This window comes from Kribbella sp. NPDC000426 (genome assembly GCF_040300265.1).
Taxonomy (GTDB): Bacteria; Actinomycetota; Actinomycetes; order Propionibacteriales; family Kribbellaceae; genus Kribbella.
In genome coordinates this window covers 909,929-925,930 of sequence record NZ_JBEPDK010000001.1, presented here as the reverse complement: position 1 = coordinate 925,930, position 16,002 = coordinate 909,929, and the positions used below count along the sequence as shown (strand labels likewise).

The following is a 16,002-nucleotide window of genomic DNA, read 5'->3' as shown; positions in this document are numbered from 1 at the left end:
CGAGTCCTGATGACCGAAGCATCAGCTACCGCGTCCATCGAGGTCGGCGTCGATCCGGCGACCGCGTTCAAGGTCTTCACCGAGGAGATCGACCTGTGGTGGGTCCGCGGGCCGATCAACTTCTTCGACGCCGCGCGGGCCACCGCGATGCAGATCGAGCCGGGCGTCGGCGGGCGCGTCCTCGAGGTGTACACGCCGCCGGACGACGTACTCGAGATCGGCCGGATCACCGATTGGGAGCCCGGCGCGCTGTTCGCGTACCGCAGCTCGGTCGACGACACCGAGACCCGGATCGACTTCGCCGAGACCGGTGCGGGCTGCCGCGTCACCGTCGTACAGTCGCTGCTGCCTGGCGGCGAGCAGGCGTTCTACTTCTGGCGCAACGTCATCCACTGGATGTCGGACTGGATCGACCGGCGCCCCGGTACCGCATGACCGAAGAGCCACTGAGCGGCGGTCGCATGACGCCCGGCGTCGTACGGGTCGGCGACACCGTACGACGCCCCGCCGGTCCGCTGACCGAAGAACTCCTGCATCTGCTGGAAGAGCGAGGCTTCACGGCTGCCCCGAAGCACCTCGGTGTCGACGAGTCCGGCCGCGAAATCCTCACGTACCTGGACGGCTGGGTGCCGGCCCGCTTCCAACGCTGGTCCGACGACCAGGTCGCCGCCGCAGGCTCGCTGCTGCGCGCCTTCCACGACGCCACCCGCAACAGCCGCCTGGCAGCACCCCACCCGGTCGTCTGCCACCACGACCCAGGCCCCAACAACTTCGTCTTCCGGAACGACCTCCCGGCAGCCCTCATCGACTTCGACTTCGCCGCTCCCGGCGACCCGCTGGAAGACCTCGGGTACGCCGCCTGGACCTGGTGCATAGCCTCCAAGCACGGCGATCCCGTCCGCCAGGCTCGCCAGGTCCGAGTCCTGGCCGACGCCTACGCCCTACCCGCCGCCGACCGCCCACACCTGATCCCCGCCACCCTCACCCGCCAACTCCAGAACGCCACCTTCTGGTCCCAACACCCCTGCCCCGAGTCCTCCGAACGCATCACCTGGTCCCACCGCGAACACACCTTCACAGCAACCAACCGCGCCCTCTTCGAAGCCGCTCTCTAGAGTCGGCCGGCCTTCTTCAGTGACAGGTAGGTGTCCGCGAGAGCTGGTGCGATCTGGTCGGGGTTCTCGTCGATCACCGTGACGCCGGCTCGGGTGAGGGTGGCGGTCAGGCGGTCCCGGTCGAGGCGGGTGCGGGCGGCGGAGGCTGCGGCGTAGACCTCGGGGAGGTCGGTGCGGGCGGACTCTAGCTCGGTCAGGCGCGGGTCGGCGACAGACGCGAGCAGTACGACGTGCCGCCGCAGGAGCGGCCCGATGACCGGCAGCAACGACTCCTCGATGACAGCTGGGTCCAGTCCGGTCAGCAACACGACCAGCGACCGCTGGCCCAACCGCTCCAGCACCTGTGACACAACGATCCGGAAGTCCGTCTGCACCAGCTCCGCCTCGACGTTCGCCAGCGCGTTCACGAACGACGGCAGCACATCCTGCGGCGCCGGACGCCGTACGTCGGCACGCACCGCGCTGTCGCAAGCCAGCAACGAAACCCGGTCCCCGGCCCGCGTCGCCAACGCGGCCAGCAACAGCGCCGCGTCCATCGCATGATCCAGCCGCGGCGCGTCCCCGACCCGTCCGGCCGACAGCCGCCCGGAGTCGATCACGATGACGACCTGCCGATCCCGCTCGGGCCGCCAGGTCCGCAGTACGACGTTGCCGCGGCGAGCCGTGGCCCGCCAGTCGATACTCCGTACGTCGTCCCCGGGCACGTAGTCCCGCAGCGAGTCGAACTCCGTCCCCTGCCCGCGCACCAGCAACGCCGTACGCCCGTCCAGCTCACGCAACCGGGCCAACCGCGAAGGCAGATGCTTGCGGCTGTTGAAGGGTGGGAGCGCGCGGACCGTCCACGGGACCTGGTGTGAGCCTTGGCGCCCGGCAAACCCCATCGGACCGAACGCCCGCACCGTCACCCGCACAGCATGCCGATCGCCACGCCGAGTCGGCACCAGATGCGTCACCAACCGCCGGCGCTCGCCGGACGGCAGGTCCAGCTTGTGCGGCGGGTCCTGTACGCCGGCAGATGGCGGCCATGCGTCCCGCAACCACCCGCGCACCCGCCGCCCGGGGTTGGTCACCAGCAACTGCACAACAGCTTGCTCACCCAGCCGTACGGCGTTGTCCCCGTCACGGCTGAACTGGAGCCGCCGTGGCGACCCGGCCAGCAGCATGTCCAGCACGCACACCACCAGCACGACCGCGACGACCAGACCGACCCCGGCCCACGACGGCATCACCAGGGCAACGAAGACCACGCCGGCCGCAGCCAGCACCCCAGCCCGCCCGGTGAGCACCATCAGCGCGGTACCGGCACCGTCGCGAGCACGCTCTCCAGTACGGCGTCCGCGCTCACACCCTCGAGCTCCGCCTCGGGACGCACCTGGACTCGATGCCGAAGGCAAGGACGTGCCATCGCCTTCACGTCGTCCGGAATCACGTAGTCCCGCCCCGACAGCCACGCCCAGGCCCGCGACACCGCCAGCAATGCAGTAGCGCCCCGCGGCGACACCCCGAGCTGCAGCGACGGCGACTGCCGCGTGGCCCGGCACAGGTCCACTACGTAGGCCAGTACGTCGTCCCGCACGGCAACCCGCCGTACTGCGTTCTGTCCGGCCAGCAGATCCTCCGGGCCGGCAACGGGACGCAGTCCAGCCGCCTCCAGGTCCCGCGGGTCGAACCCCTGCGCGTGACGAGCGAGTACTGCGATCTCGGCGTCCCGCGGCGGGATGTCCAGTGTCACCTTCAGCAGGAACCGGTCCAGCTGAGCCTCCGGCAGCGGATAGGTGCCCTCGTACTCCACCGGGTTCTGCGTCGCGGCCACTACGAACGGAGCGGGCAGCTTGCGCGGCTCGCCGTCCACTGTGACCTGTCGCTCTTCCATTGCCTCCAGCAACGCGGCCTGTGTCTTCGGCGGGGTCCGGTTGATCTCGTCCGCCAGCAGGATGTTCGTGAACACCGGTCCGGGGCGGAACTCGAACTCGGACGTCTTCGCGTCGTACACCAGCGACCCGGTGACGTCACCCGGCATCAGGTCCGGGGTGAACTGCACGCGCTTGGTGTTCAGCCGCATCGCCGTCGACAGCGCCCGCACCATCAGCGTCTTCGCCGTACCGGGCACGCCCTCCAGCAGCACGTGGCCGCGGCAGAGCAGGGCGAGCACCAGTGCGGTCACCGCAGTGTCCTGGCCGACCACCGCCTTGCCGATCTCGGTCCGCAGCGCGACCAGCGCCTGCCGGGCCTGTTCGGCGGTGACTTCGGTAGTCGTCACGGTTTCCGTACCTCCTGCGTCAGTACGTCGAGTTCATGGGACAAAGACATCAGTGCGGCGTCAGAGAGCGGCGGCAGGCCGTAGAGCAGTTCGTACAGCATGACCGGGTCCCGCCCGGTCCGTGCGGCCACTGTGGCGACCACTGCCGACGGATCTGCACGCCGCGGGATGCCGTGCGCCTTCTGCAGCTGTCCGAGCGCCGACTCGCGCAACGCCGCCGCAGCGCGGTCCCGAGCCCGGGAGCGTCGGTAGAGCCGTGCCCGGCCCTCGGTCGTCTCCGCCGCGTGCACGATCACCGGCAACCGCTCAGCCACGACCGGACCGAGCCGCCGCCCACGCCAGATCGCCACCACCTGTACCGCGAACGCCAATGCCCAGCCGATGTAGCGGACATCCGGCGGTATCAGCGGGGCACTGCCGGAGTCGCTCGTGCCGGTGCCGGTCGACTCGAACTGCGGCAGGTACCAGGTCAGGTCCTGGTGCGTGCCGATCAGGTTGAGCGCCAGCGCCGCGTTGCCGTCGTCGGCCAGCTGCGCGTTGGTGAACGACGTCGGCGTACCGACGACGTCGACGATCCGGTCGCCGACCTCCAACCGGATCACCGTGTTGTTGATGCCGTCGCCGTAGCAGGCGACAGCCGCCGCGGGTGCGCTGTACGTCGACCCGCTGACGGTGACCGTGCCTGCTTGAACGGCGGCCGGCAGGTCGCACCCGGCCTCCCGGCTGCGCGAGGACAACACATCACCGGTCTGCTGCACACCAGGCGCCAGGATCTCCAGCGCCCGAGTGTCGGGCCGGATGAGCACCAGGTGGCTCCAGCGAGCCTGAGCGATCCGCTCCAGGTCAGGACGACCGAGTGATCCCGCAGGACCGATGATGAGCGCCTTGCCCTCACCTGGCTCTACGGCGTCGTCCAGCATCTCTGTGCTGTGTACGTCGACACCGTGGTTCTCCAGCAAGGCCGCCAGCGCCCGGGCCCCGTCCGAGTCCGTGGAATCCGGACTGAACGGCCCAGACGTCCGAGCCGAGGTAGCGATCAGGATGACGATCGCCGCGAGCACAATCAGCCCAGTGACGAGCAGCGGCGTCCGCAGTACCCGCCAGCTCTCACCAGCGCTCCGCCCGAGCGGCGTGCTCATACAGCCACCCGAGCGGTGCGTGCAGCCTCGTCAGCAGCGACCACAGCGGCGTACCGCTCCGGCGTCCCCGGACGGTTGCCGTAGACAACCTCTGTGAACACCAGTGCGGCCGGCTGCAGCGGTTCACGCAGTACGGGCGCGATCCGCGAGGCATCGGCAACCACCTCGTACGCCGTCCGTCCTGCCCGCTCGTCCAGCACGGTCCGCTCGGTCAGCTCCGCTACGCACGCCCGGAACCGGCTGCGGATCGCCAGAGCGTAGTCCCCGGACGCAGCCTCCCGCTCTGCCAGCGCGCGGTACTCCGCCGCGCTAGCCGGCCGGGAGGTGTCGAAAACGGCCTGCGACTTCACTCTGCGGCTGGTGCGTAGTACTCCGGCTCGCCAGAGGACCACGAGCACCACCAGCACCAGCAGTGCGATCAGCATGGCCAGACCGGCGTGCCCGTTGGGAGATGAGCCCGTCAGGCTGTTCAGGAGATCGCCGATCCAGTCCAGCACCTTGCCGATCGCCTTCTGGATCAGCGAGCCGCCGGAGTCCCGGTACGTCGACTTGGACAGCTCCTCGGCGGCCTCACGCGCGGCTCGCTCCCGATCGATGTCGACGGGCGGCTCCTGCAGGAAGAGGATCACGCAGTCTCCCCGAGGCGCAGGGCCGGCCGCATCCACAGGTCGAGACCTTCCCGCCGGACCCGGAGGTCCAGGTAGATCAGGGCCTGTACGGCGGACATGAACGCCAGGCTCGCGATCAGCATCATCACCGTGAAGATCCCCACGGCCACACTGACGACGACGGTCACCACTGTCGCCCCGTTGCTGTCTGCCCACGAGCCGAGCGTGAGCACCAGCGCGGTAATCCCGAACTGCAGCGCGTACCCGATGATCTGCACGACCAGCCCGCCGAACAGCAAGATCCCGAACACCCGCCAGAACTTGCCCTTCACCAGCTGCCAGGACCGCCGCAGCGCGCCCCACACCCCCACCCGGACGGGAATGTAGAGCCCGATGTCCGGCGCGTGCCGGCCCTCCATGAGTACGACGGTCCCGGCCAGCACCAGCCTGATCCCGAAGACCAGCACGAGCACGCCGCCGACCAGCATCATCACCACGGCCACCGCACCGGCCACGTCCGAAGAGATCGCCGCGTCCGCACCGGCGCCGATCCCGAGCACTGCCAGGCCCCAGCCGCCGATCAGCAGCATGAACGACAGCGACTGCAACAGGCCGACGACAGCCAGTGCCGGCAGCGCAGGTCGCACCAGCTTCAGCAGCTCACGCGGACCGATCCCATGCGCCAGCTGACTCCGCACCGCGGCCAGAGCGATGATTCCGGACAGCATGCTCGACACGACCGAGAACAGGACCACCTGCAGGCCGTAGGTGAGCAGAAGCGCCGCACCGGCCTGTCCGAACGGGTCGTCGGCGCCGAAGAACCCAGGGAGCCCACCCGGCACGGCGACCTCGGTGAGCACGGCCTGTACCGCGACCAGTCCGATCCCGGCCAGCACCGGGAGACCCAGCATGATCGTCTTGTTGTCGGAGATCGTCCGGGCGGCGTTGTCGAGCAGATCGGCCGGCAGCCACGGCCGCAGCGGCTCTGTGGCCACGTCGTCGTGCAGATGCATGTTCTGGTCGGCCACTGCGTCCTCCTCCCCGGCACGTGAGTTGTGGTGAACCCCGGAAGTGCACCATGATCCCGGATGATCACAGCCCAACCCGGGGTCACACGGCGATCCGGCGTGTGCACTACCAGGGGAATGGGACACTATCCGTAGTGCGCACGGGCCGGCACCCGCCGGGCGCACACCGATCGGACGGCAAGGAGTAGGGCGTGGCAGACGGTAACCGGACGATGCGGGGCCGCATCCTCATCGTCGACGACGACACCGCGTTGTCGGAGATGCTCAGCATCGTGCTGCGCAACGAGGGCTACGACACCTATCTGGTCGCAACCGGTGACAAGGCGGTACCGGCATTCCGGGAGTTCAAGCCCGATCTGCTGCTGCTCGACCTGATGCTGCCGGGGATGGACGGGATCGATGTCTGTCGGGCGATCCGGGCCGAGTCCGGCGTACCGATCGTGATGCTGACCGCCAAGAGCGACACCGTGGACGTGGTGCTGGGCCTGGAGTCCGGCGCCGACGACTACGTGGTGAAGCCGTTCAAGCCCAAGGAGCTGGTGGCCCGGATCCGGGCCCGGCTGCGCCGGATGGACGAGCCCGGTCCGGAGTCGCTGACGATCGGCGACCTGACCATCGACGTGGCCGGCCACTCGGTGAAGCGGGCCGGCGAGACGATCCAGCTGACGCCGCTGGAGTTCGACCTGCTGGTCTGCCTGGCGTCGAAGCCCTGGCAGGTGTTCACCCGCGAGGTGCTGCTGGAGCAGGTCTGGGGCTACCGCCACGCCGCCGACACCCGGCTGGTGAACGTGCACGTCCAGCGGCTGCGTTCCAAGATCGAGAAGGACCCTGAGCACCCGGAGATCGTGGTCACGGTCCGCGGGGTCGGATACAAGGCGGGTGCGGACTGATCGAGTACGGACGCGGCCAAGAGTCGCAGGCTGCCACTGGTGACCCGGCAACCGACCCGGTAGCCGAGGAGCACACCGGACACCACACCGGGCAGCAGGCTGGTCAACAGCAGGGGCAGTCGACGGCACCTCCGGAGCAGGAGGCGCCGGTGTCCCGCGGGACGGAGCTGGTCTCCGTCACCGCGGCGGACTGGTCTGCCCAGCCGCAGCCGATCTGGCGGACGCATCCCAAGCACTGGCCGGACATCTGGCGCCGCTCCATCCAGGCCCGCATCGTCACCGGCACCCTGCTGATGTCGACGCTGGTCCTGATCCTGGTCGGCTGGGTGATGATGAGCCAGGTCACCGACGGCGTCCTCGAATCGCGTCGTACCAGCGCCCAGGCCGAAGTCCGGGCGCAGCTGGCCCAGCTGTCGATCACGATCGACGCCGCGAACCGCAACACCATCAACCAGCAGCTGTCCGAGCTGGTCCTCGGCTCCAACCGCCCCGGTCTGTACGACGTCCTGCTGGTCCCGACCGACCAAGCGGCCTCCAACGCGATCCGCTACACCGGTCTGGTCGACAGCGACTCGATCCCGGAGGCGCTGGCGTCCTCGGTGATGAGCGACGACTCCAAGCTGTGGGACACCTACACCGAGATCAACTACCGCGACGCCCCCGGCGTACCGGGACTGGTGATCGGTTCCCAGATCCGGATCAACTCCACCGGCGACCGGTACGCGATCTACTTCCTCTTCCCACTCACCGCGCAGCAGGAGACGCTCGACGTCGTCCAGCGCGCCTTGGTGACCGCAGGTCTGCTGCTGATCGTCCTGCTCGGTGCTGTGGCCTGGCTGGTGACCCGGCAGGTCGTCACGCCGGTCCGGATGGCACGGCGGATCGCTGAGCGGCTCGCGGCCGGCAAGCTCGAGGAACGGATGCAGGTCCGGGGGACGGACGACCTTGCCCGGCTGGCCGTGTCGTTCAACAAGATGGCTTCCAACCTGCAACGGCAGATCCGCCGGCTCGAGGAGCTGTCCCGACTGCAGCGCCGGTTCGTCTCCGACGTCTCCCACGAGCTGCGTACGCCGCTGACCACCGTCCGGATGGCCGCCGACCTGCTGCACGAGAGCCGCGACCAGTTCGACCCGATCAGCCGCCGCTCGGTCGAACTGCTGCAGAACGAGCTGAACAGGTTCGAAGAGCTGCTTGCCGACCTGCTGGAGATCAGCAGGTTCGACGCCGGCGCTGCCGCGCTCGACCTGGAGGACGTCGACCTGCGCGACATCGTCAGCCGCGTACTGGAGAACCACGAGACTTTGCTGCACCGCAAGGGCTGCGAGGTCCAGCTGGACATGCCGGAGCCCTGCCGCGCCAAGGTGGACTCCCGCCGGATCGAGCGGATCCTGCGCAACCTGATCGGCAACGCCATCGAGCACAGCGAAGGTCTGCCGATCCGGATCAGCACGGCGTACGACGAGGACGCCGCGGCCGTGGCGGTCCGCGACCACGGTGTCGGGTTCCGCGCCGAGGAAGCGGAGATGGTGTTCAGCCGGTTCTGGCGGGCCGACCCGGCCCGCGCCCGGACCACCGGCGGCACCGGACTCGGCCTGTCGATCGCGCTGGAGGACGCCCGGCTGCACGGCGGCCGGCTGGACGCCTGGGGCTCACCCGGCGACGGCGCGTACTTCCGGCTCACGCTGCCGCGTCGGCCCGACACGGCGCTGACCGGATCGCCGCTGCCGCCCCGGCCGCCGGACGCGACCCGCGTCGTGACCGAGCTCGTCGACGTCGGAGCGCCGTACCAGAAGCTGAGCGGCGGTGAGGACCGGTGAAGCGCCGGCTGCTCGTGGTCCTGCTGGCTGCCGTGGCGCTGCTCGCGGGCTGCGCCGCCGTACCGACCAAGGGCACCATCCGCAGCGGGGAGCGGCAGGGACGCGCGCAGGACCTCGGCGGCGTCGGTGTCGAGGCGAAGCCGCCGCGGGCGAACGTCAGCGAGATGGCCATCGTCAGCGGGTTCCTGGAGGCCATGTCGGACTCGCAGGCCTTCGACGTCGCCCGGCAGTACATGACGCCGGAAGCGGCGGCGAAGTGGCAGCCCGAGGCACAGACCGTCGTGTACGACCAGAGTCCCGAGTCACTGACCCGCGTGGGCGACGGCGTCCAGCTGAGCGCGCTGAAGATCGCGACGATCGGCGAGCGCGGTGAGTGGATCCCGGCAGCCGCGACAGACCGGGCCGACTTCCTTTTCAAGCTGAAGAAGATCGACGGGCAGTTCCGCGTCGACTCGGTCCCGCCCGGTGCGTACCTGGGCAGCAACCAGGTCGACCTGAAGCTGGCTCCCCGCGACCTGTACTTCTTCAACCCCAGCCTGAAGATCCTGGTGCCGGACCCGGTCTACCTGCCGCAGAACCTCTCGCCCGGGCAGGGGGCGACCCAGCTGATCCAGGAGCTGCTGAAGGGTCCGACGAGCAGGCTCGGCAACGGTGTGGTCAGTCTGGCCCCACCTGGGACCGAGGTGCAGGTTTCTGTGCCGGTGGACTTCGGCGTGGCCACTGTGGCGCTCAACGACGCCGCAAGTGCGTTGCGGGATCCGGACCGGCGGATGCTGGCCGCCCAGATCGTCTGGACACTCAACCAGCTCAATCTGCGGGCCAAGATCACCGTCGGCGGCGCACCGCTGCTGCCGGACGACCCGGACGTGCTGCCGTTCGCCAACTTCAACCAGTTCGACCCGCAGGTGTCGGCCGGGTCCCAGACCAAGCTGTACGGCCTGCAGCACCAGAAGGTCGTGCGGATCGCCGGCCTGGACGGGGCCACGGAGATCGCGGCCCAGCCGCTCAACTCCAGTCCGCTCTGGGCTCACAAGGCCCAGTCGTTCGCGGTCAGCCTGCGCGGAGAGGCGGGGGCGATCGTCACCCTGGCCGGCAACGAGGTCCTGTACGGGCCGCTGGACACGACCGACAAGGACGCCGACGCCGTCCCGATCAAGGTCGACGGGAAGACGCTGCAGCCGAGCTTCGACAACCAGGACAACCTGTGGATCCTGGACCGGGCCACCACCCCCCACCCGCGGCTGCGGGTCCGCGACCACGACGGCCGGCTGACCTCGGTGGCGGTCGACTTCAAGGGCGACACCCCGCTGGACCTGCGGATGGCGCCTGACGGCGTCCGCGTCCTGCTGGTGATGAAGCCGAAGTCCGGCGGGCAGAACTACGTGCAGACCGGCACCATCCAGACCACCGGCAGCGGCAAGCAGATGGTGCTCGGACAGCTCCGGCAGCTGCGCCTGGCGCTGAACAACATCACCGACGCGGCCTGGAACAAGCAGGGCATCGTGGTCATCGGCGCCAGCAACCAGACCACCAACTCGGTCCGCCAGGCCTGGCTGGTCAACACCGACGGCTCCAGCCTGCAGCTGCTGCCCGGCTCGACGCCGGACTTCAGGCCGCAGTACGTCGCCTCGAACCCGAACAAGGACACCCTGCCGGTGATCGAGGACGACACCGGCAAGATCCACTGGCTCAGCCGGGACCTGATCTGGGTCTCGCCGGACTCCATCGGCGGCGGCCCGGCGGCGATCACCCCGACGTACCCCGGCTGATAGTTGTCCACAGGCCGGCGGCCGGGCGGTTGCGGCCGGCGGCCGGTTCGCGGATGGTGGTGCGGTGCCGGTCCGGGACGCGTTCGTGGATCTCGTCCTGGGCGGCCGGTGCGCGGGCTGCGACCGGCCCGGCGTCACTCTCTGTGATGGTTGCCGGAGGCTACTGACGACGTTGACTCCGTTCCGTACATGGCCCGACCCGGCCCCGCCCGGACTCCGTCCGCCCACCGCCGCCGCGCCGTACGCCGGGGAGCTGCGGGCGCTGATCCTGGCCCACAAGGAGCAGGCCCGGTACGCCCTCGCGAAGCCGCTCGGACGGCTGCTGGCGAGCGTCGTCCGGACCGCGCTGGCCGACCGCGGAGCGACCTGGTTGTGCCCGGTGCCGTCGTCGCCGGCAACGGTCCGGCAGCGCGGGCACGACCCGCTCCGGCGGATTACGAAGGCTGCCGTCAGATCCCTGCGGAGACAGGGAATCGACGCCCGGCCGGCCGACGCGTTGCGGGTCGTCCGGCGGCCCGAGGACCAGGCCGGGCTGTCCGCGGAACGCCGGACCGCCAACCTGGACGGGGCTTTCGGGCTGCGTTCGCGCTGGGCTGAAACGCTGATGGATCAACCGGTCCTGCTGGTCGACGACGTGATCACCACCGGTTCCACGCTCAGCGAGGCCTGTCGCGCCTTGGAATCCCGGGGGATTGCGGTGCTCGGCTGTGCCGTTCTGGCCGCGACCCAACGGCGTCCCGCGTCTGGTTCATGAGAACTTCCCTACCGGTTTTCGCCGAAGCCGACTAGCGTTGGCCTATGACACCCGCAGGGGCTTGTCGGGCAGTGGAGTGGCGCAGGACCGGATCAGCCGGATTCCTGGCCGCGGAGTCCGACCGGCTCGTCCGCGGGTGTTCTCGTTTCGGGCGCCCCAATCGCCACCGACAGAGCGAGGACACGAAAGATGGGGGCCCGCTGACGTAACAGAGAGTCGCCGATCGATGGAGGTTTCCGTGGACGTCGTTGTCAAGGGTCATCACTGCGAGGTCAGTGACCGCTTCCGGCAGTACGTCGAGGAAAAACTCGAGCGGATCGAGAAGGTCGATCACCGGGTACTGCGTTGCGAGGTGGAAGTCAGCCAGGAAAAGAACCCGCGACAGCACGATCGGGCGATGCGTGTCGAGCTCACCATGTACACCAAGGGTCCGGTGGTCCGCGCAGAGGCGTGCGGCGAGACCAAGCAGGCGGCGTTCGACGTCTGCCTGGACCGGCTCCGGTCCCAGGTCCGCAAGGCGGCCGACCGCCGCCGGGTGCACCGTGGTGAGCGCGGCCCGGAGGGCCTGCGGCACGTGAACGCGAAGCAGCCGCTCAACGGCAATGCACCGCTAGTGGAGGAACCAGTCGCCGAGGACGAGGTGGCGACACACAAGTACGGATCTGTCCTGGTCACCGGCGACGGACCGCTGGTGATGCGGGAGAAGACCCACACCGCCAAGCCGATGACCCTGGACCAGGCGCTCTACGAGCTCGAACTGGTCGGGCACGACTTCTACCTGTTCGTCGACGCCGACGAGAACCAGCCGAGCGTCGTCTACCGCCGCCGCGGCTACGACTACGGCGTGATCCGCCTGGCCGTCTAGATCGACGGCTCGCCCGCCGGGCGAGCGGTGGAAAACGGGAGGAAATACCCAGGACCGTGGGCCGGGCAAACCCGGCCCACGGTCTTTTTCACGCGTCCTTGACGCTCGTTCCGAGAATGACGATTTCGTCATGGATTGCGCTCGCGGGGCCCTTCCCGGGGTGTCCGCGGGAGCGTATTTTCCCAGCGTCCGGAATCGATTCCTGGTCCCTGGGAGCCGGTTGTCATGTCCCGTCACACCATCTCGGCGCGCGTCCACGGGCCGCTGGCGAGATTCGCCTGGTTCGTGCTCTACGTGGACATCCTGCTGATCCCGCTCGCCCTGGCCTGGGCCGCGGTCGGGCCGGTGGAGTCGACCGTGGGCGGCGCGATCGAGCTCAGCGCCGGACTGGTCGCGTTCTCGGCCCTCGTGGTGGCCGTCGTACTGCCCGCACGTCTGCCGATGCTGATCTCGGCGTTCGGGATCGAGACCATCCTCACCGTGCACCGCTTCATCGCGCTGGTCGCCGTCGTGCTGGTGCTCGTGCATCTGGTCGCGGTGCTGATCTTCGATCCGCGCCACCTGTCGATCCTCGCGCTCTGGCACACGACCCGGGCAGCTCAGGCCGCGGTGACGTCGACGGTGGCGCTGGTGCTGATCGTCGTACTGGCCATCCGGCGTCCGCGGCACCAGCCGCGGTACGAAGGCTGGCGGCTGGTGCACAACGGGCTGGTCGCGGTGGTCGTGCTCACTGCCTGGCTGCACGTCTGGTGGCTGCGGCACCTGGTCTCGCATGTGCTGCTGGCTCTCTGGTTCATCCTGTCCGGCCTGGTGGTGGCCGGGCTGGCCGCGCGCCGGTGGATCTGGCTGCCGATCCGGGCGCGCCGCTCCGCCTACGTCGTTGTCTCGGTCCGGGCGGTGCCGGGTGACGGCGTGACGCTGACGATCCAGGCGGACGGCCATCCCGGGCTGCCGTTCGTCGCCGGGCAGTTCGTTTGGCTGAAGATCGGTTCGACCCCGTTCGTGTTCGAGGAACACCCGTTCAGCATCGCGTCGACGGCCGAGCACCCGGACCGGATGGAGTTCACCATCAAGGCGCTCGGGGACTTCACCGAGCTCCTGGTCGGGCTTCGACCGGGCCGGCGCGTCTACCTCGACGGTCCGTACGGGGGATTCACGATGAGCGGTCTCGACGGCGCGCCCGGTTTCGTGCTGATCGCGGCCGGGGTCGGCATCACACCGCTGCTGAGCATGCTCCGGACGATGGCCGACCGGGGCGATCGGCGCCCGGTCCGGCTGATCGTCTCGGCCCGCCGGCAGCAGGATCTGATGCTGCTCCCGGAGGTGGCGGAGGTCCAGGCCCGGCTGAACCTCAGGGTGACCGAGGTGGTCAGCGAGCCCGGCCCGGGGTGGACCGGTGAGACCGGGCGGATCAACCACGGCGTACTCAGCCGTTGTCTCCCGCGCCGGCCGCACCGGCTGCACTACTTCCTGTGCGGCCCGCAACCGATGGTCACGTCGGTCAGCCACGACCTGGCCGCACTGGGTATCCCGCTACGTCGCATCCACACCGAACGCTTCGGTGCGGTCTAGCTGTCGATCTGCTGCTGCAGTTCGGCTGCGTACGTCGCTACCTCGGCGTACACGCCCGGGTTGCCGGCGTCTGCGCAGCCGACGCCCCAGGAGACGACCCCGAACAGGCGGCCGTTGAGGACCAGGGGGCCGCCGGAGTCGCCCTGGCAGGAGTCCTTGCCGCCCTCCTCGTACCCGGCGCAGATCTCGCCGTCGGCGGTGTAGCCCTCGCTGGCGTAGGCCTTCGCGCAGTAATCGTCACCCAGCACCGGTACGTCGACCTTCTGGAAGGTGTCGGCCGGTCCGGTGTCCTCGGTGTCGCCCCAGCCGTAGACGACCGACGCCGCACCGGCCGCGTCGGCTGCCTTGTCGGTCTCCAGCGCCAGCGTCGGTACGCCGTCGAACGGCGTGGCCAGCGTCAGTACTGCGACGTCGTGGCCGGGCGACTTGCCGTACTCCGGGTCCACCCAGATGTTGCTGATCTTGGATTCCTTGCCGGTGGACTTGTCGCTCAGCACATCCCGGCCCTGGATGGCGGTGTAGGTCGACGCGGCCTCGGTGGTGCAGTGCGCCGCGGTGACGATCTTGTTCGCCGCCACCAGCGTCGACCCGCAGTACTCGCCGGTCGGGTCGGGGGAGCCGCTGTTCGAGAGCTGGATGGCCCAGGGCGTGTCAGCCGTGTGTGCGACGGTGCCGCCGACGATCCGGGTCTTGGGTCCGTCGGGCGACTGCGCGGCCGACGCGGAGCCGGCTACGGCCACCGCACCGAGGGACGCCGCGGTCAGTACGCCGGCCGCCAGGGCAGCGCGGACCACATGCTTCTTTCCTGTCATGCCTCACTCCAGGGAGATAGGGGCCACGCGGGCGGGTGGCCTCCTCGCAGGTTCTCCCGAACACCATCCGTAGCGCACCTCCCACTTTCGGTAACTTCAGAGTTATGTCGGTGCCCTCCGGCAGAATTCGGGCATGACGACTCAGCTCCAGCTCTCGACCGCTCAGGCGCGCCGGGTGGCGCTCGCGGCCCAGGGGTTCACCGACCCCAGGCCCAAGGGCACTGCGGACATGCGGGCCCTGAGCCGGGTGCTGGGCCGCATCGGGCTGATCCAGATCGACTCGGTCAACGTGCTCAGCCGCACGCAGTACCTGCCGCTCTACTCCCGCCTCGGGCCGTATCCGCGCGATCTGCTCGATCGGGCCGCCGGCAAGGCGCCGCGACGACTGGTGGAGTACTGGGCGCACGAGGCGTCGCTGATCCCCGTCGAGACCCACCCGCTGATGCGCTGGCGGATGGCGCGCGCGACGACCGAGGCATGGGGCGGCCCGCGGTCGATCGCGAAAGAGCGGCCGGACCTGGTCAAGCAGGTCCTGGCCGACGTCCGCGACCACGGGCCGTTGACCGCCCGCGAGATCGACGACGACGTCGAGCGCACCAAGGACAACTGGGGCTGGAACTGGTCCGACGTGAAGCGCGCGCTGGAGTTCCTGTTCTTCGCCGGCGACATCACGGTGGCGCGCCGCAACCAGCAGTTCGAGCGGCTGTACGACGTACCTGAGCGGGTGCTGCCCCGTGACGTCGTGGAGACACCGACGCCGACCGTGGCCGAGGCGCACCGCGGGCTGGTCTCGATCGCGGCCCGGGCCCACGGGGTCGCGACGGCACAGTGCCTGCGGGACTACTTCCGCACCGGGGTGGAGCCGACCCTGCAGGCGATCGGCGAGCTGGTCGAGGAGGGCGAGCTGGTCCCGGTCCGGATCGACGGCTGGAAGCGCCCGGCGTACCTGCACAAGGACGCCCGGCTGCCGCGCCGGGTGAACGCGCGGGCCCTGGTCAGCCCGTTCGACTCGCTGGTCTTCGAGCGCACCCGGACCGAGGCGCTGTTCGACTTCCGGTACCGGATCGAGATCTACGTCCCGGCCGAGAAGCGCATCCACGGGTACTACGTGCTGCCGTTCCTGCTCGGGGACAAGCTGGTCGCCCGGGTGGACCTGAAGGCCGAGCGCACCGGCGGCGTGCTGCTGGTCCAGTCGGCGCACGCCGAGCCGAAGGCGCCGGTCGAGACCGCCGAGGAGCTGGCGGCCGAGCTGGTCCAGCTGGCCGGCTGGCTCGGGCTGGACCAGGTCCGGGTGGCCGGCGGCGGTGACCTTTCGCCAGCACTCAGTGACGCCCTGCGAGGTTTCTGAAAGACTGCTGGGAACTTTCCGGCCC

General features: G+C 69.5%; 15 protein-coding genes. 9 read left to right on the top strand and 6 right to left on the bottom strand.

Going from position 1 to position 16,002, the window contains the following annotated elements; translation table 11 throughout:
- The first annotated feature begins 9 nt into the window (after positions 1 to 9).
- Both ABT313_RS04475 and ABT313_RS04470 read left to right on the top strand, forming a co-directional pair.
- Positions 10 to 435, top strand: coding sequence for an SRPBCC family protein (locus ABT313_RS04475; RefSeq protein WP_350848584.1), 426 nt, complete (start codon positions 10 to 12; stop codon positions 433 to 435).
- Positions 432 to 1,115 (top strand): phosphotransferase, encoded by a 684-nt coding sequence (locus ABT313_RS04470; protein WP_350848583.1) that lies wholly within the window; start codon positions 432 to 434, stop codon positions 1,113 to 1,115. The genes ABT313_RS04475 and ABT313_RS04470 overlap by 4 nt, the downstream gene beginning before the upstream one ends.
- Here ABT313_RS04470 and ABT313_RS04465 read toward each other — a convergent pair.
- From ABT313_RS04465 to ABT313_RS04445, 5 genes are read right to left on the bottom strand one after another with little or no spacing between them, the layout of a single operon-like run.
- Positions 1,112 to 2,404, bottom strand: coding sequence for a DUF58 domain-containing protein (locus tag ABT313_RS04465; RefSeq protein ID WP_350848581.1), 1,293 nt, complete (start codon positions 2,402 to 2,404; stop codon positions 1,112 to 1,114). The two genes, ABT313_RS04470 and ABT313_RS04465, sit on opposite strands and share 4 nt — an antisense overlap.
- The gene (locus tag ABT313_RS04460) at positions 2,404 to 3,375 is read right to left on the bottom strand and encodes an AAA family ATPase (RefSeq protein ID WP_350848580.1); all 972 of its coding nucleotides are present in this window, start codon (positions 3,373 to 3,375) and stop codon (positions 2,404 to 2,406) included. The genes ABT313_RS04465 and ABT313_RS04460 overlap by 1 nt, the downstream gene beginning before the upstream one ends.
- Positions 3,372 to 4,514 carry a DUF4350 domain-containing protein gene (locus ABT313_RS04455; protein ID WP_350848578.1) on the bottom strand — a complete coding sequence of 381 codons (1,143 nt, stop codon included), beginning with the start codon at positions 4,512 to 4,514 and terminating at the stop codon, positions 3,372 to 3,374. Before ABT313_RS04455 ends, ABT313_RS04460 begins: the two co-directional genes overlap by 4 nt.
- Positions 4,511 to 5,143, bottom strand: coding sequence for a DUF4129 domain-containing protein (locus ABT313_RS04450; RefSeq protein WP_350848575.1), 633 nt, complete (start codon positions 5,141 to 5,143; stop codon positions 4,511 to 4,513). Before ABT313_RS04450 ends, ABT313_RS04455 begins: the two co-directional genes overlap by 4 nt.
- On the bottom strand, positions 5,140 to 6,150 hold the full coding sequence (locus ABT313_RS04445) for a hypothetical protein (RefSeq protein WP_350848573.1): 1,011 nt from the start codon (positions 6,148 to 6,150) through the stop codon (positions 5,140 to 5,142). Before ABT313_RS04445 ends, ABT313_RS04450 begins: the two co-directional genes overlap by 4 nt.
- Positions 6,151 to 6,362: 212 nt before the next feature.
- Between ABT313_RS04445 and mtrA the strand changes: the two genes are divergently transcribed.
- The 6 genes from mtrA to ABT313_RS04415 all read left to right on the top strand — a co-directional run bounded on the left by mtrA (position 6,363) and on the right by ABT313_RS04415 (position 13,817).
- A complete protein-coding gene (gene mtrA / locus ABT313_RS04440; protein WP_130445425.1) occupies positions 6,363 to 7,040 on the top strand; it encodes an MtrAB system response regulator MtrA in 678 nt (225 codons plus the stop codon).
- Positions 7,041 to 7,189: 149 nt separating this feature from the next.
- Positions 7,190 to 8,857, top strand: a complete 1,668-nt coding sequence (mtrB, locus tag ABT313_RS04435; RefSeq protein ID WP_350848571.1) for an MtrAB system histidine kinase MtrB — start codon at positions 7,190 to 7,192, stop codon at positions 8,855 to 8,857.
- Complete coding sequence (locus tag ABT313_RS04430) at positions 8,854 to 10,626, top strand: LpqB family beta-propeller domain-containing protein (RefSeq protein WP_350848569.1); 1,773 nt, start codon at positions 8,854 to 8,856, stop codon at positions 10,624 to 10,626. Before mtrB ends, ABT313_RS04430 begins: the two co-directional genes overlap by 4 nt.
- 64 nt (positions 10,627 to 10,690) lie before the next feature.
- On the top strand, positions 10,691 to 11,380 hold the full coding sequence (locus ABT313_RS04425; protein ID WP_350848567.1) for a ComF family protein: 690 nt from the start codon (positions 10,691 to 10,693) through the stop codon (positions 11,378 to 11,380).
- Positions 11,381 to 11,618: 238 nt separating this feature from the next.
- A complete protein-coding gene (gene hpf, locus ABT313_RS04420) occupies positions 11,619 to 12,245 on the top strand; it encodes a ribosome hibernation-promoting factor, HPF/YfiA family (protein WP_350848565.1) in 627 nt (208 codons plus the stop codon).
- A 225-nt stretch (positions 12,246 to 12,470) separates the two neighbouring features.
- A complete protein-coding gene (locus ABT313_RS04415; RefSeq protein WP_350848563.1) occupies positions 12,471 to 13,817 on the top strand; it encodes a ferredoxin reductase family protein in 1,347 nt (448 codons plus the stop codon).
- On the opposite strand, the gene ABT313_RS04410 is transcribed toward ABT313_RS04415, so the two are convergent.
- A complete protein-coding gene (locus ABT313_RS04410) occupies positions 13,814 to 14,629 on the bottom strand; it encodes a S1 family peptidase (RefSeq protein WP_350848561.1) in 816 nt (271 codons plus the stop codon). The two genes, ABT313_RS04415 and ABT313_RS04410, sit on opposite strands and share 4 nt — an antisense overlap.
- Positions 14,630 to 14,762: 133 nt before the next feature.
- Between ABT313_RS04410 and ABT313_RS04405 the strand changes: the two genes are divergently transcribed.
- The gene (locus ABT313_RS04405; RefSeq protein WP_350848559.1) at positions 14,763 to 15,977 is read left to right on the top strand and encodes a winged helix-turn-helix domain-containing protein; all 1,215 of its coding nucleotides are present in this window, start codon (positions 14,763 to 14,765) and stop codon (positions 15,975 to 15,977) included.
- Positions 15,978 to 16,002: the final 25 nt, after the last annotated feature.